Raw genomic sequence first — 26996 nt, 5'->3', positions numbered from 1 at the left:
GCTGTCTTATCCGTCCAAACGCCACAACGGATCGGACTCCATCAATAGCGCGATCCAATCGGCGAATGCGCGGACTTTGGCCGATATATGCCTGGTCGACGGATAAACGATCGAAATAGGCATGCTTGCCATATGCCAGTCGCCAAAAATCTCGACAAGATCACCAGCCTGGAGTTGATGCTCGATTTCGGCCCTGGGCAAGTATGCAATGCCAAGACCTGCCACGCAGCGGCGGTAACTGCGCTGCCATTGTTGAAATACATATAGGGAGTCTGGTCGAGTGTGAAGCTTTCATTCCCACGCGTTAAGGTTGGAATGAAGCGCCTACCCGTTCCGGGGAACTTGAATCCCAGATGCCGATGCTGCGTCAGGTCGCCAGGATGATTGAGCAGAGGTGCCGTTGCCAGGTATGAGGGAGATGCGCAGAAGCAAAATCGCATCTGCCCAATAGCTCTGGATACCAGATCAAGATCGACCAACGTCCCGCCCCTGATCGCACAGTCGATGCCTTCTTCCGCTAATCCGACGACGCGTTCACTGCAACCGATATCAAGCCGGATTTCCGGAAACTTCGCCGCGAAATCGGGCAACGCGGGAATAACCAGAAAGATGCCGACCGGCGAAGGCATTTCGACCGCAACCCGCCCCCTGACAAGGTTATGGCTTTGCGAGACCGACGCCTCCAGCTCGTCTACCTCGTCAATCACATTCCGCGCGCGCATAGTACGCAGCGCCTTCGGTCGTAGGCGAAACCTTGCGGGTACTGCGGTGCAGCAGTTTGATCCCCAAAAGCTTCTCCAACGACTGGACCTGGCCTGAAACCGTCGTGGTGGCCAAGCCCAGCGATTCCGCAGCCTTGTTGAAGCTGCCTACCTCGACGATGCGACAAAAAGCGCGCATAGCCTCCAAGCGATCGAGCGCCATGATTATCCGAAAACTCGTAAAGAAAAAACTATTCCAAATACTTTATCCGGAAAATATGCCCTATTAAAGTCGCCCTGCCCCCTCCCAGAGGACAATGTCCATGACCAAACGAGCCAATGGCTTCACTGCAGCACTATGTGCTATCGCGGCATTCGCCTGCGCCACCCCTCATTGGCGGATCAATCTCTAGATGAGGTCATCCCCAACTTCGAGGAGACCATCCCTAATCTCCCCGGAAAATCCCTGATAGCAGTAGAGGTCGTATACCCCCCAGGCAGTGCCTCGTTTCGCACGTTCACGCCAAGTCGGCCTATATCTATGCCTATGTGGTGGCCGGCTCTATCGAATCGAAGGTCAACGACGGCAAGCCACGCATTTACAACACGGGGCAGAGTTGGTCGGAGCCGCCGGGTGCGAGCCATTCCATCAGCCGCAATGCGAGCAAAACAGAACCGGCAAAGTTATTGGCCGTGTTCGTCGTCGACACCGAAGACAAAGAACTGACCACGCCGACGAAGTGACTCACAGGATCGAACAAGGAACCGAAAATGACACAACGAATCGACTACAACCAAGTTGCACCGGGCGGTGCGAAGGCCCTCGCCGGGGTATATGGCTACGTTCTCCAAAGCGGTTTGCCGGGCGAGTTGGTGGAACTGATGTACCTGCGCATATCGCAAATCAATAACTGCGCCTATTGCCTCGACATGCACACACGAGATTTGCTGAACAAGGGCGTGAAAGTCGAGAAGATCGCGCTGGTCCAGGCCTGGAGCGAAGCCGGAGAGCTGTTCACTACGCAGGAACGCGCAGCGCTCGCCTGGGCGGAGACGGTGACACGCGTTTCTGCCACGGGCGTTCCCGACGCGGACTACCAGGCAGCGAGGGCAGCGTTCAGCGAGAAAGAATTGGTGGACCTGACGATCGCGGTTAGCTTGATGAATGCCTATAACCGCATGGCGATCAGTTTCCGCAACACGCCGGCGGCTGCCATTGCCTGAACCGGGAGATCACGACCGCTTGGCCAATAGCAGCTTCTGGGCGGATAGCGACGGTTCGGCCGCAACCGTCGCGGCCATCATACCGCACGCCCCGAATTCCACTGGGTCGGGCAGTTCAGTGCCGAGCAGTGGCATCCCTCACTCCAGCGCCGAGGCATATTGCTTGCGATACTCCGCCGGCGTTACTCCCACGACGCGCATGAATGCCCGTCGCAAGGTATCGACGCTGGAAAAGCCGCACGCCCCTGCCACCTGCTTGGGTGCGAGGTTTCCCTCTTCGAGCAAGAGCCTCGCCGCCGAGACTCGCGCCGCTTCTACCCAGCTTGCAGGCGTTACGCCCACCTCGTCGCGAAAGAGTCGCGACAGGTGACGCGGGCTGACACCGATCCGCGCCGCCAGGCTCTGTACATCGTGCGATTGCGCTGGATGCGCCGCGACCCAGCGCTGCAGTTCCTGCAATGCTGAGCGATTCGCTGCCGCGGGGGCTTCACGTCGGCTGAACTGCGCCTGGCCGCCGGGGCGCTTGAAGTACATCACCAGTTGGCTGGCGACCTTGAGAGCGATGTCACGGCCAAGATCTTCCTCGACGAGCGCCAGCGCCAGGTCCATCCCCGCGGTGACACCCGCCGCCGTGTGCAGCTTGCCGTCGCGTACATGGATTGCATCGGCGTCCACCTTCACCTCGGGATAGCGTGCCGCCAGTGCGTCGGCTACAGCCCAGTGGGTCGTGATGCGATGGCCATCGAGCAGGCCGGCCTCCGCTAGAAGGAATGCGCCGCTGCAGACCGAGCCGAAGCGCCGAGCCAGGGGGGCCGTTCGACGGATCCAATCGAGCACCAGCGGTTCGATTGTAGCGTCGCCCGCGTGCGGCGCACCGGCAACCAGCAACGTGTGGAACCTGGGCAAGCGCGCTGCTTTCGGATCGTCCTCGATCGCGATGTCCGGCAACAGCCTCGCGCCTGATGACGCCCGCACTGGACCGCGTCGCAGCGCTACCACATGCAAGTGATAGATCTCGGCGCCGGCTTGCACGTTGGCCTCGGCGAAGACATCGAGCGGGCCCGATATGTCCAGCAACTGGACCCCTTCGATGCCCAGGAGACCGATATTTCGTGATGTAGGCATGGCGGACGTCCGGAATGTTCGCAAATGGCTCATTTCGTCGTTTAACGATGATTGAGGACATTCTGCTGCACCCATAAACTCGAGGCAACCCCTCCACCGAACAGGAGTCGACCATGCACTTCACTCTTGGCGACATCGCCATTCCCGATAGCAAGCTGGCCCGTGAAATCACCGAACTGGTACGCGATACCGAATCACCGTTGCTGTTCCACCATTCCAGTCGCGTCTATTACTGGGCCTCGCTGGCGGGTCGGCAACGCGGGCTGCGCTACGACCCGGAACTGCTCTATGCCGGCGCCATGTTCCACGACATGGGGTTGACCCATGCGCATAGCAGCCATGACAAGCGTTTCGAAGTCGATGGCGCCAATGCGGCTGCCGATTTCCTGCGCAGCCGCGGCATAGGCGAGCGCGAGGTCGAGAAGGTCTGGACCGCCATCGCCCTGCATACGACCCCCGGCATCCCCGAGTTCATGGCATCTGAGATCGCCTTGCTGACGGCAGGAGTGGAAATGGACGTGCTCGGCATTCGTTACGACAGCTTCGTCGATATCGACCGTGAAGCCGTAGTGCGCGTACATCCACGTACCGAGCATTTCAAGGAGGACATTATCCAGGCCTTCTACGACGGCATCAGGCACAAGCCCGAAACCACGTTCGGCAACGTGAAGGCCGATGTGATTCACGACAAGGAACCGCATTTCCACCGAGGCAACTTCTGCAGCGTGATCCGCGCGTCGGCCTGGAAGGGCTGAAAAGGCAACGCAGGCTTGGGTATCGATATCTGGCGTTGACCGATCTCAGCCGTCACCTCGGAACAGGCGGAGAGGGTTAGTGCCCACCCAGAAACAACGAAGCCCCTGATCTCTGCTTTGAAATCAGGGGCTTCGTGTTTCATGTAATGGCGGAGAGATAGGGATTTGAACCCTAGGTACCCGCGAAGGTACAACGGATTTCGAATCCGTCCCGTTCGGCCACTCCGGCATCTCTCCAGCGGCGCGCATGATAGCAGTTCAGCGGGCTTTGTCGAACCCCAACCGCATACATTTTTTCAGCTTTTCAGCATGTTGCAGCCACCGGTCATTCAGGCGGTCAGGCGGGTCAGAGCCTCGCGGTATTTGTCGGCGGTCTTCTGCGCGACGTCAGCGGGCACCGCGGGCGCGGGTGGCTGCTTGTTCCAGCCAGTGGACTCCAGCCAGTCACGGACGAACTGCTTGTCGAAGCTCGGCGGGTTCTTGCCCTCTTCGTAGCTGTCGGCCGGCCAGAAGCGGCTCGAATCGGGCGTCAGCACCTCGTCCATCAAGGTCAGGGTGCCGTCTTCGTCGAGGCCGAACTCGAACTTGGTGTCGGCGATGATGATGCCGCGGGTGGCGGCGTATTCGACCGCCGCGCTGTACAGCGCGATGGAAACGTCGCGCACCTTGGCCGCCAATTCCTTGCCGACGATGGCTTCGCACTGCTCGAAGGAGATGTTCTCGTCGTGATCGCCGACGGCCGCCTTGGTCGACGGGGTGAAGATCGGTTGCGGCAGCTTGGCCGCCTCCTTCAACCCGGCCGGCAGCTGGATGCCGCAAACGGTGCCGCTCTTCTGGTATTCCTTCCAGCCCGAACCGGCGATGTAACCGCGCACGATGGCCTCCACCGCGACCGGCTTGAGGCGCTTGGCCACCACCGCTCGTCCTTCGACCAGCGGCAGTTCGGCAGCCGGCACCACGTCCTCGACCCTGTCACCGGTGAAATGGTTGGGCACCAGGTCCTTGAGCTTGTCGAACCAGAAGTTGGAGATGGCGGTGAGGATCTTGCCCTTCTCCGGAATCGGCTCGGCGAGGATCACGTCGAACGCCGAAAGGCGATCGGTGGCGACCATGAGCATGCGTTTTTCGTCGATCTCGTAGAGGTCGCGAACCTTGCCCGAGTAGATTTTCTTCAGGCTGAGGGCGGTGGGAGTGGTCATGGGGCAATTTCCGCAGTTAGCAGGTCATCAGAAACGAAACAGGCGAAACCCGGGGTTTCGCCTATTGGATCGGAGCATGGGCTGCGGTTCACTCAGCCCAGATTGTCCTTGATCAGGTTGAGCACGCGGCGGGAGACATCGGCCGGCGCGACGCTATCGATGCTCTTGTCCAGGGTCACCTGGATGCTGTCGGCGGCGCGTGTCAGGCGAAGCTGATAGCGCTCGGCGCGCGCCTCGATCTCGTCCTTGTCCGGTGCACCGCCGAACAGCCGGGCGAAGAAGCCGGGCTTGTCGTCCGCATTCACGGCGCCCTCGGCCAGGTTGACGTAATACACGCCCAGGCTGCGATCCAGGTCGTCGACCCGTACATCGCTGGCCTGCAGGGCACGGCCGATGCTGGACCAGGCACGATCGAAATCGCTATCGAGCTGCAACACCGGGTTGCCGTTGCCGTCTTCGATCAGGCTGACCCGGCTCGGCGCATCGAAATCACGCTCGGCCAACAGCGATACGGAACCGCCCGCCTGGGCACTGCGGTTCAGGCTGGCCTGCAACTCGTCGAGCAGCACGCGATCGAGTTCCTTGTTGCTGGAGGTTTCCGGCCAGGCCACGTCTGTGGTGCTGCCGGCAGGACGCTTGACGCTGACCAGGAAGATCTCGCTGGTGTTGCGCTGCACGCCCGGCTCGACGCGTACGCGCACGCGGGTTTCACCGTCCTGGATGCCCAGGTTGCGCACCAGGGCCTGGTCGAGTTGATCGCTGCGCTGCCAGGCGGTGCTGAATTCGCCGGTCTGCGGACGCTCTTCGGCAAGACTGAAACCATTGTCGGTGAAGAATTGCCGCGCCGCATTCCATACCTGCGAAGGCGTATGCTGCGCAACCAGCCAGCGGGAATCGCCAGAGGTCTGGATGCTGAAATCGCTGACATCGGCCGCGACCTGCAAACGCTGGGGGCGCGGCACTTCGTACTCGCCGCTGACGGTGCTGTCGGCGACCTGCTGCGGAATCGGCAGCAGCGGGTCGAGCGGACGGGTCTCGCCCTCGACCGCCACCTGCATCGGCGCGACCTGGCGCGCCGAGAGATAGTCGCTTCCGCGATCACGGAAGTATCCGTCTTCGCCCCATAGCCAGCCGCAACCGCTGGTGGCAGAGATGATCAGAGCAAGGGTCGAGAGTCCGGCCAGTCGCTTCATGCGTATTCCTTTGTTATTAAGCCAGTACACCGGTTTGGCGCATTGCCTGGCGTAGCGGTTCCTGGAAGCTCTGGCTCAACCAGGTCAGCGGCAAGCGGATGCCGTTGCCCATCAGGCCCATCTCGTGCAGCGCCCACTTGACCGGAATAGGATTGGCTTCGAGGAACAGGGCGCGGTGCAGTGGCATCAGGCGCTCGTTGATGGCGCGCGCCGTCTCGGCGTCCCCGGCCATCGCGGCCTTGCAGAGGTCGCTCATCGCGCGCGGCGCGACGTTGGCGGTCACCGAGATATTGCCCTTGCCGCCCATCAGCATCAGCTCGACGGCGGTCGGATCGTCACCGGAATAGACGAGGAAATCCTTGCTGACGCGATCCAGCACTTCCTGGCCGCGCTTGAGGTCGCCGGTGGCTTCCTTGATGCCGATGATGTTCGGCACCTTCGACAGCCGCTCGACCGTATCCGGCAGCATGTCGCATACGGTGCGCCCGGGCACGTTGTAGAGGATCTGCGGGATCGCCACGGCTTCGGCGATGTGCTTGAAGTGCAGGTACAGGCCTTCCTGGGTCGGCTTGTTGTAGTACGGCGTCACCAGCAGGCAGGCATCGGCGCCGGCGGACTTGGCGTTCTCGGTCAGCTCGACGGCCTCGCTGGTGGAGTTGGCGCCGGTACCGGCGATCACCGGGATGCGACCGTTGACCTGGTCGACGACCCGCCGGATCACCTCGATGTGTTCGGCGACACTCAGCGTGGCCGACTCACCCGTGGTCCCGACAGCAACGATTGCATGGGTGCCTTCCTGCAAATGGAAATCCACCAGTTTGCTCAGGCTGTCCCAGTCCAGGCCGCCCTGCGCATCCATGGGCGTGACCAGCGCCACTATACTGCCCGCAATCATGCAAACCACTCCTGCCGGAATAATTAAAAGAGCCGTAATGGTACAAGGCTCCCAAGCGCTTTGCGAGTGGCCAGCAAACACGGCGCGCAACGCCGGCCGCCATGCCCGGACACGCAACGGAGCGGTGCCGCTCATTTGCCGATACACATTCCCTCGTGGCGTGCTTTTCGCTACCCTTAGCCGTTTTCGGCTTGGCTGGCCGACCGATTCACCACCGCCAGGAATGCTGCATGTCCACCCCGCCCGTACCCCGCGAACAATTTCTCGTCATCAGCGCCCTTGGCGCCAATCCCATGGAGCTGACCAACGTGCTCTGCCGGGCCGCCAACGAGAACCGCTGCGCCGTAGTCAGCACCCGGCTGACGCGCCATGGCGAGTGCAGTGCGCTGGTCCTGGAAGTCGCCGGCAGCTGGGATGCGCTGGCCCGCATGGAAACCGCGCTGCCCGGGCTGGCCAAGAAGCACGCCTTCACCGCCAACGTGGTGCGTAGCGAGGCGCTGGAAAGCCGCCCGCAGGCGCTGCCCTACGTAGCCTACGTCAGCGCGGCGTACCGCCCGGATATCCTCAACGAACTGTGCCAGTTCTTCATCGACCACCGCGTCGAACTGGAAAGCCTGACCTGTGACACCTACCAGGCGCCCCAGACCGGCGGCACCATGCTCAATGCCACCCTGACGGTCACCCTCCCCGCCGGCACCCAGATCAGCTGGCTGCGCGACCAGTTCCTCGATTTCGCCGACGCACTGAACCTCGACGCCCTGATCGAGCCCTGGCGTCCGCAGAATCCGTAAGAGCAAGCACAGCAAGGAGCCATCATGCCGTCGAACTCGACCAACCCGTCCCGCCCTTCCAGGCCCAGGCCACCAGCGGCCAGCAGGTCAGCCCCGAGTCGCTCGCCGGCAAGCAGGTGGTGCTGTACTTCTACCCGAAGGACAACACCCCGGGCTGCACCACCGAGGGCCAGGGTTTTCGCGACCAGCACCAGACCTTTCTCGCGGCCAACACCCTGGTCTTCGGCGTGTCGCGCGACAGCCTCAAGACCCACGAGAATTTCCGCGCCAAACAAGGCTTCCCGTTCGAGCTGATCAGCGACAAGGACGAGCAGCTCTGCCAGCTGTTCGACGTGATCAAGCTGAAGAAGCTCTACGGCAAGGAATACCTGGGGGTCGACCGCAGCACCTTCCTCATCGACCGCAACGGCGTGCTGCGCCAGCAGTGGCGCGGCGTCAAGGTGCCCGGCCATGTCGAAGCGGTGCTACAGGCCGCGCAGGCATTGAACCAGGGCTGAAACGACAAGGGCCGGCATCAGCCGTAATGCTGTTCAGATAAGCATGGAGAGTACTTTGTAGGAGCGGGCCATGCGCGCGAATCGCGGGCATGGCCCGCTCCTGCAGATCCAACATCCAGCTTGAGTCGTCAAGTGAACAGTATTACGGCATCAGCCGACCCTTTCCTTTCTACAGGCTCACTCCGGCAGCACCGGCGGCGCATTGCGCGGCCAGGCATAAAGCACGGCCTTGAACAGAGTCGCCAGCGGGATCGCGAAGAACACCCCCAGAAGCCCCAGAGCCCGCCGAACAGCAGCACCGCGCAGATGATCGCCACCGGATGCAGGTTCACCGCCTCGGAGAACAGCAGCGGCACCAGCACGTTGCCATCGAGCGCCTGGATGATCGTGTAGGCGACCATCAGATAGACGAACTGGTCGCCCACCCCCCACTGGAACAAGGCGATCAGCGCGATGGGAATGGTCACCACGGTGGCGCCGATGTAGGGCACCACCACCGATACGCCGACCAGCATGGCCATCAGCGCGGCGTAATTCAGCCCCAGCGCCGCGAACACCACGTAGGACACGACGGCGCAAATGAGTATCTCGATGGCCTTACCGCGAATGTAGTTGGCAATCTGCAGGTTCATTTCCTGGGAGACCTGGGTGATCAGGCCGCGCTCGCGGGGCAGGTAGCCCTTGATCCAGTCACCGATCTGCTGGCGGTCCTTGAGGAAGAAGAACACCAGGATCGGCACCAGCACCAGATAGATCATCAACCCGATCAACAGCGGCAGGCTGGACAGCGACGACGTCAGCATGACCTGGCCATAGCGGCCGATCTCCCCGCGCATGAAGTCGATCCCGCGCAGCACCTGGTCCTCGTTGACCAGCTGCGGATAGCGCTCCGGCAACAGCAGCAACAGGGACTGCCACTCCACCAGCATGCGCGGCAGTTCGTTGAACAGCGTCAGCACCTGCTGCCAGAGCAGCGGCACGATGAACAGGATGCACACCACCAGCACCCCGATGAACATCAGGAAAACCAGCCAGACCGCCAACAGATGCGGCACCCGCAGACGCTCGAGCACCCCCACCAGCCCCTGCATGAGAAACGCCAGCACCAGACCGGCCAGCACCGGCGCCAGCATGTTGCCGAGCGTCAGGACCGCGGCGAATGCCAGGAACAACAGGACCGCGAGCACGACCGCCTCTTCATCGGAGAAATAGCGATGCACCCAACCGCGCAGGACCTTGAGCATGAAACCCCTCGAAACGAATCAGGCTTTGCGTAGCCAGTAACGATAAATGCCGTCCTCGACCTCTTCATGCAGCAACGCATGGCCGGCCAATTTGGCGAAGCTGCGAAAATCGCGTTGCGAGCCCGGATCACTGGCCGTGACCTTGAGCACCGCACCGCTGGCCAGGCGATTGAGCTCCAACTTGGCCTTGAGCAGGGGCATCGGGCAATCGAGCCCGACAGCATCCAGCTCGGCATCGCATTCGATATTGCCGGGGCGCGCGTCAGTCATGGTCGTCTCCGCAGAAAAGTCACGCAGGATACCTAGCACAGCGGGCCTCTGGCCAGCCGGTCAAGGTCAAGGCTACAGTAGCGTCCTCACGTTCATGAGCTTGTCTGGATGAAATTCCTGCGCCCTACCCTGCTGACGCTCGCCTGCCTGATCGCCCAACCTGCACTGCCCGACGACCTGCCGTCGCTGGGCGATTCGAGCTCCGGCATCGTCTCACCGGAACAGGAGCACCAGCTCGGGCGGGCCTGGCTGAGCCTGTTGCGCGGACAGGTGCAACAGCTTTCCGATCCGCTGCTCAAGGATTATGTCGAGAGCAGCGTGTATCGTCTCGCCGAGACCAGCCAGCTGCAGGACCGCCGCCTCGAGTTCGTGCTGCTCGACAGCCCGCAGCTCAATGCCTTCGCCGCGCCAGGCGGGATCATCGGGGTCAACGGAGGCCTGTTCATCCATGCCCAGACCGAAGCCGAATACGCCTCGGTACTGGCCCACGAACTGGCGCACCTCTCGCAGCGCCATTTCGCCCGCGGGCTCGAAGCCCAGCAGCGCATGCAGATTCCGATGATGGCGGCCATGCTCGCCGGTGTCGTCGCAGCGGCAGCCGGGGCCGGCGATGCCGGCATCGCCGCGATCGTCTCCAGCCAGGCCGCCGCCATCCAGGCTCAGCGGCGCTTTTCGCGGCAGAACGAACAGGAAGCCGATCGCATCGGCATCGTCAACCTGGAAAAAGCCGGCTACGACCCGCGCGCGATGCCTTCCATGTTCGGGCGTCTGTTGCGCCAGTACCGCTACGACCAGAAGCCGCCGGAATTCCTCCTCACCCACCCGGTAAGCGAGTCGCGCATCGCCGATACCACCAACCGCGCCGAACAGTACCCCGCGGGCGGCGCCCAGGACAGCCTGCGCTACCAGCTGATACGGGCGCGTACGCAGTTGAAATTCGAAAGTACGCCCGGCGTCGGCGCCAAGCGCTTCCGCGCCATGCTCAACGAGAACCCCGGGCTCGATGCCGCCCGCTACGGCCTGGCGCTGGCCCAGATCAAGGGCGGCCAGCTCGAGGAGGCGCGCAGCAGCCTGGAGCCGCTGCTCGCCAAGGAGCCGGACGACCTGATCTACAACCTGGCGCAGATCGAACTGGACATAACCTCCAATCGCCTGCAGCAGGCGGATGCCCGCCTGCAGCGGATGCTGCAACTCTATCCGGGCAACTACCCGGTGCGGCAGATGCAGATCGACCTGTCGATGAAACAGGGCCAGACACAGCAGGCCGAACGCGAACTCGACCGTCTGATCGAGCAGCGGAGCAAGGACCCGGACATCTGGTATCAGGTGGCCGAGGTACGCGGACTCAGCGGCAACATCGTCGGCCTGCACCAGGCGCGCGCGGAGTATTTCGCATTGGTGGGCGATTACGACCAGGCAATCGAACAGCTTGGCCTCGCCAAGCGTCGTGCCAGCAATTTCCAGCTCGCATCCCGCATCGATGCCCGCCAGAAACAACTGACCGACGAAAAACGCATGGTCGATGAAATGCTGCGCTGAGGTCGAAATCGCTCATACGCTTGCAGCCAAACGAAAAAGGGCGGGATAGACCCGCCCCGCTTTTCTAGCGCCCCGGTCAGGCGTTGCCGGCCTGCTTGAGCCGCGCCGCATGGGTGAAGTCGAGCATGCGCTTGAGCGGCTTGACCGCACGCGGTATGAGCGCCGGATCGACGAAGATCTCGTTGCTGCCGGTGCGCAGGCATTCCAGGGTACGCTCCAGCGTATTCATCGCCATCCACGGGCAATGCGCGCAGCTACGACAGGTCGCCCCCTGGCCGGCGGTCGGCGCTTCGACGAAGGTCTTCTCCGGGCAGAGCTGCTGCATCTTGTAGAAGATGCCACGATCGGTCGCGACGATGAACGTCTGGTGCGGCAGCGTTTGCGCGGCCTTGATCAACTGGCTGGTGGAGCCCACCGCATCGGCCAGTTCGATGACCGCCTCGGGGGATTCCGGGTGCACCAGGATCGCCGCGTCCGGATACAGGGCCTTCATGTCGGCCAGTTGCTTGGCCTTGAATTCCTCGTGGACGATGCAGGCGCCATCCCAGAGCAGCATGTCGGCCCCGGTTTCGCGCTGCACATAGGTGCCCAGATGCTTGTCCGGCGCCCAGATGATCTTCTCGCCGTTATCCATCAGGCTTTCCACGATCTCCAGCGCACAACTGGAGGTCACCACCCAGTCCGCGCGTGCCTTGACCGCCGCCGAGGTATTGGCATAGACCACCACGGTACGCTCCGGGTACTGGTCGCAGAAGGCGGAGAACTCCTCCACCGGGCAGCCCAGGTCGAGCGAGCAGGTCGCCTCGAGCGTCGGCATCAGGATGCGCTTTTCCGGATTGAGGATCTTCGCCGTCTCGCCCATGAATTTGACACCGGCGACCACTACAGTCTGCGCCGCATGCTCGTTGCCGAAACGCGCCATCTCGAGCGAGTCCGAGACACAACCGCCGGTTTCCTCGGCCAGCGCCTGGATCACCGGATCGGTGTAGTAATGCGCCACCAGCACAGCATTCTGCCGCTTCAGTTCGGCAGCGATGTCGTGGCGCAATTGCGCTTCCTGCTCGGGCGTCAACGGCCTGGGTTGCTTGGCCGCCAGGTGAGCCTGCACAAGAATGCGTTCGGGTATCTGCGTCATGGTCGCGGGTCCTGCCAGCACGTGTTTGCATGATGCGCCGAGTATAACCCGGTCAATCGGGTCGCTCGGACGAGGCGAGGAACAGGGAGATGCAGGGATGCAGGCTCGCTGCCCGGCCGTTACAAGGGGGCACGAATACTAGCCGAAGCGTCTGCAAAAGGGAAAGCGGGGGTAGAAGAGGCGAGGCAGCGTTTTTTGGCCTCAAAAAACCGCCGGCATCAGCCGGCGGTTCGTTTGGGTCAGTCGCCCTTGAGCATGTGACCACGTTCTTCCAGATTGATGTGCCACTCCATCGCTTCGCGCAGCAGGTGCGGAGTCTGACCGCCCTTCTCGCAGGCGGCGTCGAAATAGCGGTTCAGCGCGTCGCGGTAGGACGGGTGCACGCAGTTGTCGATGATGACGCGTGCGCGCTCACGCGGAGCCAGGCCACGCAGGTCGGCCAGACCCTGCTCGGTAACCAGGATCTCCACGTCATGCTCGGTATGGTCGACATGGGCGACCATCGGCACGACGCTGGAAATGTTGCCGCCCTTGGCGATCGACTTGGTCACGAAGATGGCCAGGTGCGCGTTGCGTGCGAAATCGCCCGAACCACCAATGCCATTCATCATCTTGGTGCCGCCCACGTGGGTGGAGTTGACGTTGCCGTAGATGTCGAACTCCAGCGCGGTGTTGATGCCGATGATGCCGAGACGGCGCACCAGTTCCGGATGGTTGGAGATCTCCTGCGGACGCAGCACCAGCTTGTCCTTGTACTTCTCCAGGTTGCCGAACACGCGATCGTTGCAACGCTCGGACAGGGTGATGGAGCAACCGGAGGCAAACTTCATTTTGCCGGCGTCGATCAGTTCGAAGGTGCAGTCCTGCAGCACTTCGGAGTACATCACCAGATCTTCGAACGGCGAATCGATCAGGCCGCACATCACGGCGTTGGCGATATTGCCGATACCGACCTGCATCGGGCCGAGGTTCTTGGCCATGCGACCGGCCGCCACTTCGTTCTTGAAGAACTCGACCAGGTGATTGGCGATGGCCTGGGTCTCTTCATCCGGCGGGGTGACGGTGGAATAGGAATCCGGCTGCTCGGTGATGACGATCGCGGCGATCTTGGCCGGATCGACCGGAATGGCCGCGGTGCCGATGCGGTCGTCGACCTTGGTCAGCGGGATCGGACCACGGTTCGGACGCTCGCCCGGGAAGTAGATGTCGTGCAGACCTTCCAGGTTCAGGTGGTGCGCCATGTTCAGCTCGATGATCACCTGATCGGCAAACATGGCCAGGTTCGCCGAGTTGCCCACCGACGTGGTGGGGACGATGTGCCCCTGCTCGGTGATGCACAGGGCTTCGATGATGGTGACGTCCGGACGCTTGATCTGGTGGTTGCGCATCTGCTCGACGGTGTGCGACAGGTGCTGGTCGATGAACATGACCTCGCCCTGGTTGATGGCCTTGCGCAGAACCGGATCGGCCTGGAACGGCATGCGGCGGGCCAGCAGGCCGGCAGAGGCCATTTTCCCGTCCAGGTCGTTACCCAGGCTGGCGCCGGTGACCAGGCTGATCTGCAGCTTCTCGTCCTTTGCACGGTCGATCAGCGCGAGGGGCACTGCCTTGGCTTCGCCTGCACGGGTGAAGCCGCTCATGCCGACGGTCATGCCGTCGCGAATAAAGGTAGCGGCCTCGTGGGCGCTCATGACCTTGCTCTGCAGAGAGGACAAGCGGATGCGATCAGAATAAGACATTTGAGCCTCGAACCAACGGAGTATCGGAAGGCCGCAGTCTATTACGTTTAAAAAGGCTTGGCCCATCTACTAAGGTCGTAGTGAAATATGCCGCTTATAACCGACCAAGGTAGTCAGACTATCCAATTCAAGACTGCGGATATGAAAAAAGCCGGATACCCTGCTGGATATCCGGCTTTTCGTTTCTCACGAAGAGAATATGGTGGGTCGTGTAGGATTCGAACCTACGACCAATTGGTTAAAAGCCAACTGCTCTACCAACTGAGCTAACGACCCGATGCGGGGCGCATGATACTGATTTGATTGATGAAATCAAAGTTTTTTTTAAAAAAGATTTAGCCCGCCTTCAGCGATAACGGGTCGGGTCGGCCACCCCGGCCTCGGCGAAACCCGCCGCACGCAGGCGGCAGCTGTCGCACTTGCCGCAGGCCCGTCCATCCTCGTCCGCCTGGTAGCAGGACACCGTGATTGCGTAATCAACCCCCAAGCGCACCCCAGCCTGGACGATCTGTGCCTTGCTCAGGCTCTGCAACGGCGCCTGGATATGGAAGCCCCGCCCCTCGACCCCGGCCTTGGTCGCCAGATTGGCCATGCGCTCGAACGCCTCGACGAACTCGGGACGGCAATCCGGATAGCCCGAATAGTCGACCGCGTTGACACCGATGAAGATGTCCCGCGCGCCGAGCACCTCGGCCCAACCCAGCGCCAGCGAGAGGAACACGGTGTTGCGCGCCGGCACGTAGGTCACCGGAATCCCTTCGCTGGGTGCTTCCGGCACGTCGATGCTGTCGTCGGTCAGCGCCGATCCGCCGATGCCGTTCAGGTTGAGCCCTATGACCTTGTGCTCGACCACGCCCAGCTGCCGGGCAACCCGCTCGGCGGCCTGCAACTCGGCCCGATGCCGCTGCCCGTAGTCGAAGCTCATGCTGTAGCAGCGATACCCCTGGTCCCGCGCAATGGCCACGACCGTGGCCGAATCGAGCCCACCGGACAACAGGATGACGGCTTTCTTCTCATTCATTTGGCGATCCTCACAACGAATGCTGCGCCCGGATGAAACCGGCCGGAGCTGAACGACTCAATGTCCCGGCGCATCGTTCCAGATGATCTTGTGCAACTGCAGCTGCAGGCGCACCGGCAGGTTGTCCGCGACGATCCAGTCCGCCAGCGCCCGCACGTCCACCTGGCCATGGCTGGGCGAGAACAGCACCTCACCGGCCCGCCGGTCCAGGCGATACTCGATCAGCTTGGAGACGGCCCAGTCGTAATCCTCGCGGGAGCAGATGACGAACTTCACCTGGTCGTTGGACGTCAGGGAAGCGATGTTCTCGTAGCGATTGCGCTGCACCTCGGCCGAGCCCGGCGTCTTCAGGTCCAGCACCCGGCTGACCCGCTCGTCCACGGCGGAAATGTCGAGCGCCCCGCTGGTCTCCAGCGACACTTCGTATCCGGCATCGCACAGCCGCCGCAGCAACGGCAGGCAGTTCGGCTGGGCCAGCGGCTCGCCGCCGGTGACGCAGACATAGCGGGGATTGCAGGCGGCGACACGCTCGATGATCGCGTCGAGCGACATCAACTCTCCGCCACTGAAGGCGTAGGCGGTATCGCAATATTGACAGCGCAGGGGGCAGCCGGTCAGGCGTACGAACACGGTGGGCAGGCCACTGGTACGTGTTTCCCCCTGCAGCGAGTAGAAAATCTCGGTAATTCGCAGGGTCTGGTGCATATCAGCCACGGGCGTGACGGCTAAACAGGCCATCCGCCTCCGTTGCGGGAAAAAGGGTGGCGATTCTAAACGAAAAAACCCGCTCGATGGGCGGGTTTCATCCGTATACGCCGTTGTCGTCAGCGATTGAGCTGACGCTGTGCCAGTTGTGCGGCCGAAGTATTCGGGTATTGCGCAATGACCTGGCGCAAAATCCCCTGGGCCTTGTCACGATTGCCAAGCCGCAGCTCGACATCGGCCAGCTTGTAGAGCGAATCCGGCACCTTGCTGTGCTGCGGATAGGCCTGGCTGACCCTGGCGAATGCCTGCCCGGCACCTTGCAGGTCGCCCTTGGCCAGATTCACCTCACCCAGCCAGTACTGGGCGTTGCCGGCATACTGGCTATTGGGATACTTGCGCAGGAAAGCCGCGAATGCCTGGCTCGCCTTGTCGAAATCCTTCGCCTTGATCAGATCGAAGGCGGCATCGTAGTACAGTTTCTCCTGCTCAGGATCACCCGCCTGGCTCCCGGCCTGGGCCTGACTGGCCGCCGGAGCCCCGGCACCAGCCGTGCTGGGCGTGGGTGCAGGCGCCGCCTGGTTCACACCGGCCGCTCCGCTCGACAGACGTCGATCGATATCCTGATAGCGTTCCAGCCCCTCCTGTTGCAGGCGCTGGATCTGATTCTGCTGTTCCTCGAGCATGCCGCGCAGCTGCGCGATCTCTTCCTGCATCTGCTGCAGCTGCAGGAAGAGCATGCCCTGCGCCGAAGACGGAGCAGCAGCTCCACCTCCGGCATAGGCACCGTCACCACTCGGCGCGGCCGTGGAATAACCGGAGCCGCCACTGGCGGCACCCTGTTCGTAATCCACAACCGGCACTTGAGCCACCGCGGCGAGCGGCAGACCGAGTACTGTGAAAGTCAGAGCGTGACGGTACTTGCGCATGACGAATTACTTACGCAGTTCGACGCGACGGTTCTGGGCCCAGGACTGCTCGTCGTTGCCCATGGCGACCGGACGCTCTTCGCCGTAGGAAACCAGTTCCAGCTGAGCCGGGGAAACGCCCTGCAGGACCAGGTAGCGCTGAACGGCCTTGGAACGACGCTCGCCCAGAGCCATGTTGTATTCGCGGGTACCACGCTCGTCGGTGTGGCCTTCCAGCACGACGCGAGCGCCGTTGCCTTTCAGGTCCTTGGCGTGAACGTCCAGAGCGCGCATGGCTTCCGGCTTCAGGTCGGAGCTGTCGTACTCGAAGTAGAAGGTGGTGATGGCGCGCAGAGCGGCTTCTTCGCTCATGCTGCCGTCGATGGCGCCCGAATCGGCACCGTAACCGGCATTCGGATCGATCGCGCCCGAACCTTCGCCCGAATCGTCGCCGCCCTTGGAGGAACAACCGACAGCAACAGCCATGGCCAGAGCCAGAGCGGTGAACTTACCGAATTTCAGCATTTCCATCTGTAACAACCCCAGGTGTGTTTTGGTTAAAAAAGCGTTGATACCGCATCAGTTCAGGTAAGGGGACCAGGACGGCTCTCGGACTTCGCCTTGAGCTGTAGGAAGCGGGAGCCTAACGCGTCCGTTGATGGACACGAGCATCAAGACTCCCCGGCCCTGCTGGCGGGTGGCGTAGATTAGCATGGTGCCATTAGGCGCGACAGTGGGCGACTCATCCAGACTGGTATCCGAAAGTATCCGCAGGTTGCCGCGCTGCAGGTCCTGCGCGGCAACCTTGAAATTGGTGTAGCCATCCTGGCGATGGATCATCACCAGCGTCTTTTCATCGGCCGACAGCTTCGGGTTGGCATTGTAGTTGCCGACGAAGGTCACACGCTCCGCCGCATTGCTGCCCAGCCGCTGCTTGTAGACCTGCGGCTTGCCGGCCCGGTCGGAAGTGTAATAGATGGTCTGACCGTCGGCGCCCCAGAAGGGTTCGGTGTCGATGGCGTAGTGATTGGTCAGGCGCTGCATCTGCCGCGAGCCGAGATCCATCACGTAGACCTCCGGATTGCCGTCCTTGGACAGCACGAAGGCTAGGCGATTGCCGTCCGGCGAGAATGCCGGCGCACCGTTCAGCCCCTCGAAATTGGTGATCTGCTCACGCCGGCCGGTGTCGATGTGCTGGATGAAGATACGTGGGCGCTTCTGCTCGAACGAGACATAGGCGATACGGCGGCCATCCGGCGAATAGCGCGGCGAGAGAATCGGCTCGCGCGACTGCAACAGGGTCACCGCGCGGGCACCGTCGTAATCGGAACGCTGCAGGGTATAGCGGGTATTCGTGCCGCCCAGACGTTCGGCGGTGACGTACAGCAGGCGAGTGGAAACGCCCCTTGATGCCGGTGAGCTTCTCGAACGACTGGTCCGCCGCGTAGTGCGCCATGTCGCGCAGCTGGTCCTGGCTGCCGCCGACGGTGCCGCTCATGACCTGCTGCTCGGTGGCGACGTTGAACACCTCGTAGCGCACCTGCAGGCGGCCACCGGCCGGCTCGATGTTGCCCACCATCACGTACTGAGCGCCCAAGGCCTTCCAGTCGCGGTAGATGATCTCGCTGCCGCGGGTCGGCATGCTGATCATGTTCTGCCGCGGTATCGGCTGGAAGATGCCGGAGTTGCGCAGGTCATTGCCGACGATCTCGGCCATGTCCTCGGGCAGCACGGTGCCGCCCTGCCAGCCGAAGGGCACCACGGCGATGGGGATGGCCCGGTCGGCGCCGCTGGTGACGACGATGTTTTTCTCCTGTGCCACAGCCGTTCCCAGCAGGCAGCAGAGCAGGACAAGTAAACCTCGAAGGGAGTTGATCACAACGCTAGGTCCTCAGGCGTAAATGTCATTTTGAATGACCGATAGGGCTGGAATTCCTGGGGACTGAGCCCCTGCATTTCCGTCAGCCGTCCGATGTTCTTCACTGCGGCTACCGCAGAGTTGTCGAATGGCACGTCACCGCTCGATCTCGAGACGCTGACGTTGGTGATGGTGCCATCCGGAAGCATGTTGACCTGGAGCTGAACCGTCATGTTGTTGCGCGCCGATGGCGGCCGGGTCCAGCCCTCTGCCGCACGCAGGCGGATCAGGTCGTCGAAGTTGCCGGCCACCTGGTCGCCCTGGGTGTCGGCCATCGCTTGCTGGCGCTCGGTGGTGTCGGACAGCAGTTCGGCGAGCGCCTGGGCCTTCTTGTCTTCCGCCGCCTTGCGCGCCGCTTCGGCAGCGGCCTTCTTCTTCGCCTCTTCGGCCGCCTTTTTCTTCGCAGCCTCCGCCGCCGCTTTCTTCTTGGCTTCCTCCGCCGCTTTGCGCTTGGCCTCTTCGGCCGCCTTCTTCTTGGCCGCCTCTTCTGCAGCTTTCTTCTTGGCGATTTCGGCCTGCTTCTGCTGTTCGACCTTCTTGGCCTCTTCAGCCTTCTTCGCCGCAGCCGCCTTTTCGGCCGCCGCTTTCGCCGCTTCGGCCTTTCGAGCCTCCTCGGCTTTCTTTTGTTCCGCAGCCCTGGCCGCCGCCTGCTTCTCCTGCTCCTGCTTGCGCTGCTCCATCTGTTCGGTTTCGAACTGCTTGGCGGCGGTCTTCTTGGCCTCGCCGGCGATCTTCTGGTTGGTCTGCGTGGTCGCCTGGCTCTGCGACTTCAACTGATACAGCGTAGCCTGCACGATCGGCTTGGACGGCGGCAGCTCGGGCGTCATGGCGAAGCTGACGAAGAGCATGCCGAAGATGATGACGTGCAGGCCGACCGCCAGCACGGTCGGCCAGAAGTAGCTCTGCGAAGGCGACGACTCACGCTGCTGCATCAAGGGGCCTCGGTGATCAGGCCGACGTTGCCCACGCCGGCGCTCTGCAGGCCGCCCATGGCCGCCATGACCGAGCCATAGTCCACGGCCTTGTCGCCGCGGATGAACACCTGGGTATCCGGCCGCTGGCGCATGATCGCCACCACCGCCCGGGTCATGTCTTCCAGCGCGACGGCTTCGTTACCCTTGCTCTCGGTATCCACTTCGCTGCCGACGTTCCAGTAGTAGGTCTTGTCGGCCTTGATGGAGATGGTCAGCACCTGCTTGTCGTTGTCCTGCGGCAGGACCTCGCTGCTGACCTTGGGCAGGTCGACCTTGACGCCCTGGTTGAGCATCGGCGCCGTCACCATGAAGATCACCAGCAGCACCAGCATCACGTCGATGTAGGGCACCACGTTCATCTCGGCGACGGGCTTGCGTCTGTTGCGGATTCTGGCCATGGCCGTGGGCCTCAGTCTTCGGTGGTGTGGACTTTGCGATGAAGGATGGCCTGGAACTCGTCGGCGAAGGTGTAGTAGCGACCGATGAGCATCTCGCCACGCGCTGCGAAGCGGTTATAGGCGATGACCGCGGGAATCGCGGCGAACAGGCCGATCGCGGTAGCGATCAGGGCCTCGGCGATACCGGGGGCGACGGTCGCCAGGGTCGCCTGCTGGACCTGGGCCAGCCCGCGGAAGGAGTTCATGATCCCCCAGACGGTGCCGAACAGGCCGATGTAGGGACTGGTGGAACCGACGGTGGCGAGGAACGGCAGGCTCTGCTCGAGCTTCTCCTCCTCGCGCGAGATGGCCACGCGCATGGCACGGTTGACGCCATCCATCACCGCATCGGGATCGACGCCCGCCTGTTGCCGCAGGCGGGAGAACTCCTTGAACCCGGCGCGGAAGATCTGCTCGCCCCCCGAATCCGGGTCCGGATTGCTGCCAGCCTGGCGATAGAGCTTGGACAGGTCGATGCCCGACCAGAAACGCTCCTCGAACGCATCCAGCGACCGCTTCGCGGCGCGCAGCATGTTGCCGCGCTGAAAAATCAGAATCCACGAGGTCACCGATGCGGCGACGAGGATCAGCATGACCAGCTGCACCACGAAGCTGGCGTTGCTGATCAGGCTCCACATGGACATATGGTCGACGTTGGCTTCCACGCTCACTCTCCTGCAGGGGATAGACCCGCGCCGGCGAAGGCTGTGCGCAGCGCTTCGGGAATGGCTCGGGGTTTCAAACTTTCGGCACGCACGCAGGCCACCAGCACCTGCCCTTCACACAGCAACACGTCATCCACCGCGCGGCGAACCTGCTGACGAAAACGCAGGCTGGCACGACTCAGCTCGACCACCTCGGCGCTCACCAGCAACTCGTCGTCCAGGCGCGCCGGCGCGAAGTAGCGCGCCTGGCATGAATGCACGACGAACAGCAAGTCCTCGCCGGCCAGCTGCGACTGGGCGAATCCCAGGCTGCGCAACCGCTCGGTACGAGCTCGCTCCATGAATTTGAGGTAGTTGACGTAGTAGACAATGCCGCCCGCATCGGTGTCCTCGTAATAGACTCGACAGCGGTGGGTGAAGATTTCAGCTCCGGCTTGCGCGCGCATACTAGTGCTCGGCCCTGTAAATGCCAATCGGGTAAGAGAACAAAATTTTCTTCAAACCATGTCGTCGCCGAACAGGTCCGGCATCGGGGCATCGTTCATGCGCTTCGGCAGGTTCAGACCGAAGTGCAGATAGGCATGCCGCGTCACCACGCGCCCACGCGGGGTGCGCATGATGTAGCCCTGCTGGATCAGGTAGGGCTCGAGCACGTCCTCGATGGTATGTCGCTCCTCGCTGATCGCCGCCGCCAGGCTGTCGACGCCCACCGGACCGCCATCGAACTTCTCGATCAGCGTCAGCAGCAGACGACGATCCTGATGATCGAAGCCACGCTCATCGACGTCCAGCATGTTCAAGGCCAGGTCGGCGATCTGCCGGGTGATCTCGCCCTTGCCACGCACTTCGGCGAAATCCCGCACCCGCCGCAGCAGGCGGTTGGCGATCCGCGGCGTGCCGCGCGCACGCCGCGCGATCTCGAAGGCGCCCTCGGGCTCGGTGGGCAGCCCGAGGATGCCGGCGGAGCGGCTGACGATGCTCGCCAGGTCCTCGGTGGAGTAGAACTCCAGGCGCTGGACGATGCCGAAACGGTCGCGCAGCGGGTTGGTCAGCATGCCGGCGCGGGTGGTCGCCCCGACCAGGGTGAACGGCGGCAGGTCGAGCTTGATCGAGCGCGCCGCCGGCCCCTCGCCGATCATGATGTCCAGCTGGAAGTCCTCCATCGCCGGATACAGCACTTCCTCGACGATCGGCGAGAGGCGATGGATCTCGTCGACGAACAGCACGTCGCCGGCCTCGAGATTGGTCAGCAAGGCGGCGAGATCGCCCGGACGCTCGAGCACCGGCCCCGAGGTGCTCTTGATCGACACCCCCATTTCCTCGGCGATGATGTTCGCCAGGGTGGTCTTGCCGAGCCCGGGCGGGCCGAAGATCAGGGTGTGGTCGAGCGCCTCGCCGCGGCCCTTGGCGGCGCGAATGAACAGGTCCATCTGCTCGCGCACGACCGGCTGGCCGATGTAGTCGGCCAGCTTCAGCGGGCGGATGGCACGGTCCAGCTGTTCGTCGCGGTCGCGACTGCTGGCGGTGACAAGACGATCGGCTTCGATCATGCCTTACACCATGCCCTTGAGGGCTCGGCGGATCAATTCTTCACTGCTCAAACCGTCTTCCTGTATGGCGGATACCGCGCGGCTGGCCTCCTGCGGCTTGAAGCCCAGGGAGATCAGCGCGCTGACCGCATCGTTCTCGGCGCTTGAGACTGCCGTTTTGCTGTTGGGTTCCACGACGAAGGTGGCAATGGCCGGCATGCTTTCCCAGGCCTTGAAGCGGTCCTTGAGTTCGACCAGCAGGCGCTCGGCGGTCTTCTTGCCGACGCCCGGGATCTTGACCAGCACCGAGGTGTCCTGGGCTTGTACGCAGCGCACCAGCTCGTCCACTTCGAGCCCGGACATCAGCGCCAGCGCCAGCTTCGGCCCCACCCCGTTGAGGCGGATCAACTCGCGAAACAGTTCGCGCTCGCGCTTCTCGAAGAAGCCATAGAGCAGCTGTGCATCCTCGCGCACCACCAGATGGGTATGCAGGGTCACCGGCTCGCCTGCGACGGGCAGACGATAGAGCGTCGTCATCGGCACCTCGACTTCGTAGCCGACGCCGTTCACATCGAGGATCAGGTGCGGCGGCTGCTTCTCCGCCAGGGTGCCACGCAAACGTCCGATCACAGTCCCGCTTCCTCCACGACCGCGAAGCCCCTGCTCCCGGCCAATCGAATTGTTTCCGCCTTCGGAAGGCAGAGATTACTTCGTAGGAGCGCGCCATGCGCGCGAATCGCGGGCATGGCCCGCGCCTACATGTGATCCCGCGTCCAACGTGCGGCCCATGGCGGACGATGACGACTACAGCCGCAGACGCCCGCCGCGCCGCTTGGCGCCGACCAGCCCATGAGGGATCAGGCTCTGCCGGTGATGCGCATGGCACAGGGCGATGGCCAGGGCATCGGAGGCGTCGATCTGCGGTTTCTGCACCAGCTTGAGCAGGTGCATGACCATCATCTGCACCTGCTGCTTGTCCGCGCCGCCCGTGCCGGCGATGGCCTGCTTGACTTGGGTGGCGGTGTACTCGGCGATCTGCAGGCCCGCCTCGGCACCGGCGACGATGGCGGCGCCTCGCGCCTGGCCGAGCTTGAGCGCCGAATCGGCGTTGCGCGCCATGAACACCTGCTCGATACCCATGGTCACCGGGCCGTAGCTCCGAATCACTTCACTGACGCCGCAGAACACCGCCTGCAGCCGCTCGGCCAATTCGCCGCTGCCGGTGCGAATGCAGCCGGAGGCGACGTACTCGCAACCGCGGCCGGTATCGCGCACCACGCCATAGCCGGTGATCCGCGAGCCGGGGTCGATTCCCAAAATCAGCGTCATGCCGTGGCCGTGCTGTCTATTTATCCAGTGAGCGAGTATACGGAGGCGCCACCCGCAACGCCACCGGCGCCGTCACATGATGCGCCATGAGCGACCCATTCGGCGCCATAAAAAAACCGGAAGCGCACAGGCGGCTCCCGGTCTTTTCAACATCCGACGGCTCAGCCCAGTTGCTGCATGATCTCGTCGGAAATCTCGGCGTTGTGGTAGACGTTCTGCACGTCGTCCAGATCTTCCAGCGCATCGATCAGGCGCAGCACCTTCTGTGCCGTCTCGACATCGGTGATCGGTGCCGCGATCGACGGGACCATCGCCACCTCGGCCTCGTCGCCCTTGAACCCCGCTTCGGTCAGCGCCTCGTTGACCGCGAGGAAATCGGCGAAGCTGGTATAGATCTCGACCGAACCGTCGTCCTGGCTGACCACATCGTCGGCTCCCGCCTCCAGCGCAGCCTCCATCAACGCATCCTCGTCGACGCCCGGGGCATAGCTGATCTGCCCCTTGCGGTCGAACATGTAGGCCACCGAACCATCGGTACCGAGGTTGCCGCCATGCTTGCTGAAGGCATGGCGCACTTCGGCGGCGGTACGGTTGCGGTTGTCGGTCATGGCCTCGACGATGATCGCCACGCCGCTGGGGGCGTAGCCCTCGTAGCTCAGCTCGACCATGTTGTCGGCATCGCTGGAACCGGCACCGCGGGCGATGGCGCGGTCGATGGTGTCACGGGTCATGTTGGCGGTCAGCGCCTTGTCCACGGCCAGGCGCAGACGCGGGTTGTCCGCCGGAATGCCGCCGCCATGCTTGGCGGCCACGGTCAGTTCGCGGATCAACTTGGTGAAAATCTTGCCCCGCTTGGCATCCTGGCGCTCCTTGCGGTGCTTGATATTGGCCCATTTGGAATGACCAGCCATAACTCACTCCACTTCTTATCTGATCGAAGACCGATACCCGGCCGCAACTCCTGCGACCATGGCCGAGGCAGCGCCCCAACCCCGGGTATCGCCATGTTTCGCCCCGACGCAGCAGCGCCGCGAGGCGAAGGAGCCCGGCCGAACCGGGCTCCGGATAGCGCTTACTCCGCCTTGGGCTGCTCGCGCAGACGGATGTGCAGCTCGCGCAATGCCTTGTTGTCCACCGCACCCGGCGCCTGGGTCATCACGTCCGCGGCGCTCTGGGTTTTCGGGAAGGCAATCACTTCGCGGATCGACTGCGCGCCGGTCATCAGCATCACCAGGCGATCCAGGCCGAAGGCCAGGCCACCGTGCGGCGGCGCGCCGAACTTCAGCGCATCGAGGAGGAAGCCGAACTTCTCCTCCTGCTCCGCCTCGTCGATGCCGAGGATGCGGAACACCGCCTGCTGCATCTCCTTGCGGTGGATACGGATCGAACCGCCGCCCAGTTCGGTACCGTTGAGCACCATGTCGTAGGCACGCGACAGCGCGGCCGCCGGATTGGCCTCCAGCTCCTGCGGCGTGCACTTGGGCGCGGTGAACGGGTGGTGCAGCGCGCTCAGCGAGCCGTCGTCATTCTCTTCGAACATCGGGAAGTCGACCACCCACAGCGGCGCCCAGTCGCAGGTCAGCAGCTTGAGGTCATGGCCGAGCTTGATACGCAGCGCGCCCAGCGCCTCGGAAACGATCTTCGCCTTGTCGGCACCGAAGAACACGATGTCGCCGTCCACCGCACCGACGCGATCGAGGATCACGTTGAGGTTGTCCTCGGGGATGAACTTGACGATCGGCGACTGCAGGCCCTCGATTCCCTTGGCGCGCTCGTTGACCTTGATGTAGGCCAGCCCCTTGGCGCCGTAGATGCCGACGAACTTGGTGTAGTCGTCGATCTGGCTGCGCGGCATGCTCGCCGCGCCCGGTACGCGCAGGGCGGCGACGCGGCCCTTCGGATCGTTGGCCGGACCGCTGAAGACCTTGAATTCGACCGCATTCAGCTGGTCGGCAACGTCAACCAGTTCCAGCGGGATACGCAGGTCCGGCTTGTCCGAGCCGTAGCGGCGCATGGCCTCTTCGAACGGCATGTGCGGAAACTCGCCGAATTCCAGGCCCAGCACTTCCTTGAACAACTTGCGGATCATGCCTTCGGTGATACCGATGATGTCCGCCTCGTCGAGGAAGCTGGTCTCGATGTCGATCTGGGTGAATTCCGGCTGGCGATCGGCGCGCAGGTCTTCGTCGCGGAAACACTTGGCGATCTGGTAGTAGCGGTCGAAGCCGGCCACCATCAGCAGCTGCTTGAACAGTTGCGGCGATTGCGGCAGGGCGAAGAAGTTGCCGGCATGGGTGCGGCTGGGCACCAGGTAATCACGCGCACCTTCGGGAGTCGGGCGGCCGAGGATCGGCGTTTCCACGTCGAGGAAGCCGTTCTCGTCCAGGTAGCGGCGGATGCTGGCGGTGATGCGCGAGCGCAGCTTGAGCTTCTCGGCCATCTCCGGGCGGCGCAGGTCGATGAAGCGATAGCGCAGGCGGGTTTCCTCACCCACATCGCTGTATTCGTTGAGCGGGAACGGCGGGGTTTCCGCATCGTTCAACACTTCCAGTTCGTAGCCCAGCACCTCGATGGCGCCAGACGCCATGTTCGGGTTGACCGCACCGGCGGGACGCAGGCGCACCTTGCCGGTCACCTTGATCACGTATTCGCTGCGCACGCGGTCGGCAGCGGCGAAGGTCTCGGCGCGATCCGGGTCGAAGACCACCTGGGCCAGGCCTTCACGATCGCGTACATCGAGGAAGATCACCCCGCCGTGGTCACGACGGCGATGGACCCAGCCGCAAAGAGTGATTTCCTGGCCGTCCAGGCTTTCGTTCAGTTGGCCGCAATAGTGGCTGCGCATCATGGTGGTGTTCGCTTCTCGTATCTTGAATTCGTTGGGGCGCTCGAGCCGCGACAGGCAGACGGCACCATGGCCGTGCCTGCGCGCGCGGGGCATTCAGTCGCTGCCCGCCATGCCGCCGGACTCTGCAGCATGACTGTCGAGCCACCGGGCACAAGGGCGGGATTATATCCGCATAATCGTCACGGCGCAGCCGTCGACCCGGCCGATCAGGCGATTGGCCGTGGGCCGATGATTGAACTCTGCCCGAGGCCATGCCTCCCTATTGACGAATATCAAGCCCAGAGGCCGCATCGCTTCACAACGCGGGGCGTTTTTCTGGCATAACTAACGGGTCTGTTGACGTTTCGCCCACGGCGAA

The 26996-nt window shown here is 62.9% G+C and carries 27 protein-coding genes, 2 tRNA genes and 3 pseudogenes; 6 read left to right on the top strand and 26 right to left on the bottom strand.

From position 1 onward, the window contains the following. Positions 1–6: 6 nt before the first annotated feature. A pseudogene (locus BAY1663_RS04870) lies at positions 7–629 on the bottom strand (LysR substrate-binding domain-containing protein). Positions 630–699: 70 nt separating this feature from the next. Continuing rightward, positions 700–924, bottom strand: a complete 225-nt coding sequence (locus tag BAY1663_RS24975; RefSeq protein ID WP_256046045.1) for a LysR family transcriptional regulator — start codon at positions 922–924, stop codon at positions 700–702. Positions 925–1163: 239 nt separating this feature from the next. Between BAY1663_RS24975 and BAY1663_RS24970 the strand changes: the two genes are divergently transcribed. Both BAY1663_RS24970 and BAY1663_RS04860 read left to right on the top strand, forming a co-directional pair. After that, a complete protein-coding gene (locus tag BAY1663_RS24970) occupies positions 1164–1445 on the top strand; it encodes a cupin domain-containing protein (protein WP_336436166.1) in 282 nt (93 codons plus the stop codon). A gap of 27 nt (positions 1446–1472) precedes the next feature. After that, complete coding sequence (locus BAY1663_RS04860) at positions 1473–1925, top strand: carboxymuconolactone decarboxylase family protein (protein WP_037038321.1); 453 nt, start codon at positions 1473–1475, stop codon at positions 1923–1925. A gap of 138 nt (positions 1926–2063) precedes the next feature. On the opposite strand, the gene BAY1663_RS04855 is transcribed toward BAY1663_RS04860, so the two are convergent. Continuing rightward, the gene (locus tag BAY1663_RS04855) at positions 2064–3050 is read right to left on the bottom strand and encodes a GlxA family transcriptional regulator (protein ID WP_037038320.1); all 987 of its coding nucleotides are present in this window, start codon (positions 3048–3050) and stop codon (positions 2064–2066) included. A 113-nt stretch (positions 3051–3163) separates the two neighbouring features. Between BAY1663_RS04855 and BAY1663_RS04850 the strand changes: the two genes are divergently transcribed. Further along, entirely contained in the window at positions 3164–3805 is a 642-nt protein-coding gene (locus BAY1663_RS04850; RefSeq protein WP_037038319.1) for an HD domain-containing protein, read from the top strand. Between the two features lie 147 nt (positions 3806–3952). Here the strand turns inward: BAY1663_RS04850 and BAY1663_RS04845 are convergent. The 4 genes from BAY1663_RS04845 to dapA all read right to left on the bottom strand — a co-directional run bounded on the left by BAY1663_RS04845 (position 3953) and on the right by dapA (position 7092). Further along, positions 3953–4042, bottom strand: a tRNA-Ser gene (locus BAY1663_RS04845). A gap of 92 nt (positions 4043–4134) precedes the next feature. Beyond that, positions 4135–5004: a phosphoribosylaminoimidazolesuccinocarboxamide synthase gene (locus BAY1663_RS04840; protein WP_037038318.1), complete on the bottom strand. Its 870-nt coding sequence runs from the start codon at positions 5002–5004 to the stop codon at positions 4135–4137. A gap of 92 nt (positions 5005–5096) precedes the next feature. Then, the gene (gene bamC, locus BAY1663_RS04835; protein ID WP_037038317.1) at positions 5097–6197 is read right to left on the bottom strand and encodes an outer membrane protein assembly factor BamC; all 1101 of its coding nucleotides are present in this window, start codon (positions 6195–6197) and stop codon (positions 5097–5099) included. A 16-nt stretch (positions 6198–6213) separates the two neighbouring features. Further along, positions 6214–7092 (bottom strand): 4-hydroxy-tetrahydrodipicolinate synthase, encoded by an 879-nt coding sequence (dapA, locus tag BAY1663_RS04830; RefSeq protein WP_037038316.1) that lies wholly within the window; start codon positions 7090–7092, stop codon positions 6214–6216. Positions 7093–7322: 230 nt separating this feature from the next. Here dapA and BAY1663_RS04825 point away from each other — a divergent pair, with 230 nt between their 5' ends. Together BAY1663_RS04825 and BAY1663_RS04820 are read left to right on the top strand one after the other, a co-directional pair. Next, positions 7323–7883 carry a glycine cleavage system protein R gene (locus tag BAY1663_RS04825; protein ID WP_037038315.1) on the top strand — a complete coding sequence of 187 codons (561 nt, stop codon included), beginning with the start codon at positions 7323–7325 and terminating at the stop codon, positions 7881–7883. Beyond that, positions 7862–8380 (top strand): peroxiredoxin, encoded by a 519-nt coding sequence (locus BAY1663_RS04820; protein ID WP_051497073.1) that lies wholly within the window; start codon positions 7862–7864, stop codon positions 8378–8380. Before BAY1663_RS04825 ends, BAY1663_RS04820 begins: the two co-directional genes overlap by 22 nt. 177 nt (positions 8381–8557) lie before the next feature. On the opposite strand, the pseudogene BAY1663_RS04815 reads toward BAY1663_RS04820, so the two are convergent. Both BAY1663_RS04815 and BAY1663_RS04810 read right to left on the bottom strand, forming a co-directional pair. Continuing rightward, positions 8558–9624: pseudogene (locus BAY1663_RS04815) on the bottom strand (AI-2E family transporter). Positions 9625–9642: 18 nt separating this feature from the next. Next, positions 9643–9894, bottom strand: a complete 252-nt coding sequence (locus BAY1663_RS04810; protein WP_037038314.1) for a sulfurtransferase TusA family protein — start codon at positions 9892–9894, stop codon at positions 9643–9645. Positions 9895–10002: 108 nt separating this feature from the next. On the opposite strand from BAY1663_RS04810, the gene BAY1663_RS04805 reads away from it, so the two are divergent. Then, complete coding sequence (locus tag BAY1663_RS04805) at positions 10003–11433, top strand: M48 family metalloprotease (RefSeq protein ID WP_037038313.1); 1431 nt, start codon at positions 10003–10005, stop codon at positions 11431–11433. Between the two features lie 76 nt (positions 11434–11509). Here the strand turns inward: BAY1663_RS04805 and nadA are convergent, their stop codons facing one another. The 17 genes and pseudogenes from nadA to aspS form a co-directional block, all read right to left on the bottom strand. Continuing rightward, positions 11510–12568: a quinolinate synthase NadA gene (gene nadA, locus BAY1663_RS04800; RefSeq protein WP_037038312.1), complete on the bottom strand. Its 1059-nt coding sequence runs from the start codon at positions 12566–12568 to the stop codon at positions 11510–11512. Positions 12569–12807: 239 nt separating this feature from the next. Next, positions 12808–14307, bottom strand: coding sequence for an acetyl-CoA hydrolase/transferase family protein (locus BAY1663_RS04795; protein WP_037038311.1), 1500 nt, complete (start codon positions 14305–14307; stop codon positions 12808–12810). A gap of 200 nt (positions 14308–14507) precedes the next feature. Then, positions 14508–14583 (bottom strand) — tRNA-Lys (locus BAY1663_RS04790). 70 nt (positions 14584–14653) lie between these two features. Further along, positions 14654–15328 (bottom strand): 7-cyano-7-deazaguanine synthase QueC, encoded by a 675-nt coding sequence (gene queC / locus BAY1663_RS04785; protein ID WP_037038310.1) that lies wholly within the window; start codon positions 15326–15328, stop codon positions 14654–14656. A 57-nt stretch (positions 15329–15385) separates the two neighbouring features. Further along, positions 15386–16033, bottom strand: a complete 648-nt coding sequence (gene queE, locus BAY1663_RS04780; protein ID WP_037038309.1) for a 7-carboxy-7-deazaguanine synthase QueE — start codon at positions 16031–16033, stop codon at positions 15386–15388. A gap of 119 nt (positions 16034–16152) precedes the next feature. Then, entirely contained in the window at positions 16153–16959 is an 807-nt protein-coding gene (ybgF, locus tag BAY1663_RS04775) for a tol-pal system protein YbgF (protein ID WP_037038308.1), read from the bottom strand. A 6-nt stretch (positions 16960–16965) separates the two neighbouring features. Beyond that, positions 16966–17469: a peptidoglycan-associated lipoprotein Pal gene (gene pal, locus BAY1663_RS04770; protein ID WP_011913905.1), complete on the bottom strand. Its 504-nt coding sequence runs from the start codon at positions 17467–17469 to the stop codon at positions 16966–16968. 48 nt (positions 17470–17517) lie between these two features. Next, positions 17518–18817 (bottom strand): annotated as a pseudogene (gene tolB, locus BAY1663_RS04765) (Tol-Pal system beta propeller repeat protein TolB). Beyond that, positions 18814–19788: a cell envelope integrity protein TolA gene (tolA, locus tag BAY1663_RS04760; protein WP_037038307.1), complete on the bottom strand. Its 975-nt coding sequence runs from the start codon at positions 19786–19788 to the stop codon at positions 18814–18816. Before tolA ends, tolB begins: the two are co-directional and overlap by 4 nt. After that, entirely contained in the window at positions 19788–20228 is a 441-nt protein-coding gene (tolR, locus tag BAY1663_RS04755; RefSeq protein ID WP_037038306.1) for a protein TolR, read from the bottom strand. Before tolR ends, tolA begins: the two co-directional genes overlap by 1 nt. Positions 20229–20239: 11 nt before the next feature. After that, complete coding sequence (gene tolQ / locus BAY1663_RS04750; RefSeq protein ID WP_037038305.1) at positions 20240–20932, bottom strand: protein TolQ; 693 nt, start codon at positions 20930–20932, stop codon at positions 20240–20242. A 2-nt stretch (positions 20933–20934) separates the two neighbouring features. Continuing rightward, on the bottom strand, positions 20935–21378 hold the full coding sequence (gene ybgC, locus BAY1663_RS04745; RefSeq protein ID WP_037038304.1) for a tol-pal system-associated acyl-CoA thioesterase: 444 nt from the start codon (positions 21376–21378) through the stop codon (positions 20935–20937). Between the two features lie 51 nt (positions 21379–21429). Beyond that, positions 21430–22482 carry a Holliday junction branch migration DNA helicase RuvB gene (gene ruvB, locus BAY1663_RS04740; protein WP_037038303.1) on the bottom strand — a complete coding sequence of 351 codons (1053 nt, stop codon included), beginning with the start codon at positions 22480–22482 and terminating at the stop codon, positions 21430–21432. A 3-nt stretch (positions 22483–22485) separates the two neighbouring features. Then, positions 22486–23091 (bottom strand): Holliday junction branch migration protein RuvA, encoded by a 606-nt coding sequence (ruvA, locus tag BAY1663_RS04735; RefSeq protein ID WP_037038301.1) that lies wholly within the window; start codon positions 23089–23091, stop codon positions 22486–22488. 174 nt (positions 23092–23265) lie between these two features. Beyond that, positions 23266–23790: a crossover junction endodeoxyribonuclease RuvC gene (ruvC, locus tag BAY1663_RS04730; RefSeq protein WP_037038299.1), complete on the bottom strand. Its 525-nt coding sequence runs from the start codon at positions 23788–23790 to the stop codon at positions 23266–23268. A 161-nt stretch (positions 23791–23951) separates the two neighbouring features. Continuing rightward, entirely contained in the window at positions 23952–24701 is a 750-nt protein-coding gene (locus BAY1663_RS04725) for a YebC/PmpR family DNA-binding transcriptional regulator (RefSeq protein ID WP_037038297.1), read from the bottom strand. Positions 24702–24862: 161 nt separating this feature from the next. Then, a complete protein-coding gene (gene aspS, locus BAY1663_RS04720; RefSeq protein WP_037038325.1) occupies positions 24863–26638 on the bottom strand; it encodes an aspartate--tRNA ligase in 1776 nt (591 codons plus the stop codon). Positions 26639–26996 lie beyond the last annotated feature (358 nt).

The organism is Pseudomonas sp. BAY1663 (assembly GCF_000582595.1).
Classification (GTDB): domain Bacteria; phylum Pseudomonadota; class Gammaproteobacteria; order Pseudomonadales; family Pseudomonadaceae; genus Stutzerimonas; species Stutzerimonas stutzeri_AF.
Note: the sequence above shows the minus strand (reverse complement) of the source record. Positions and strands in the feature narration are given on the sequence as shown.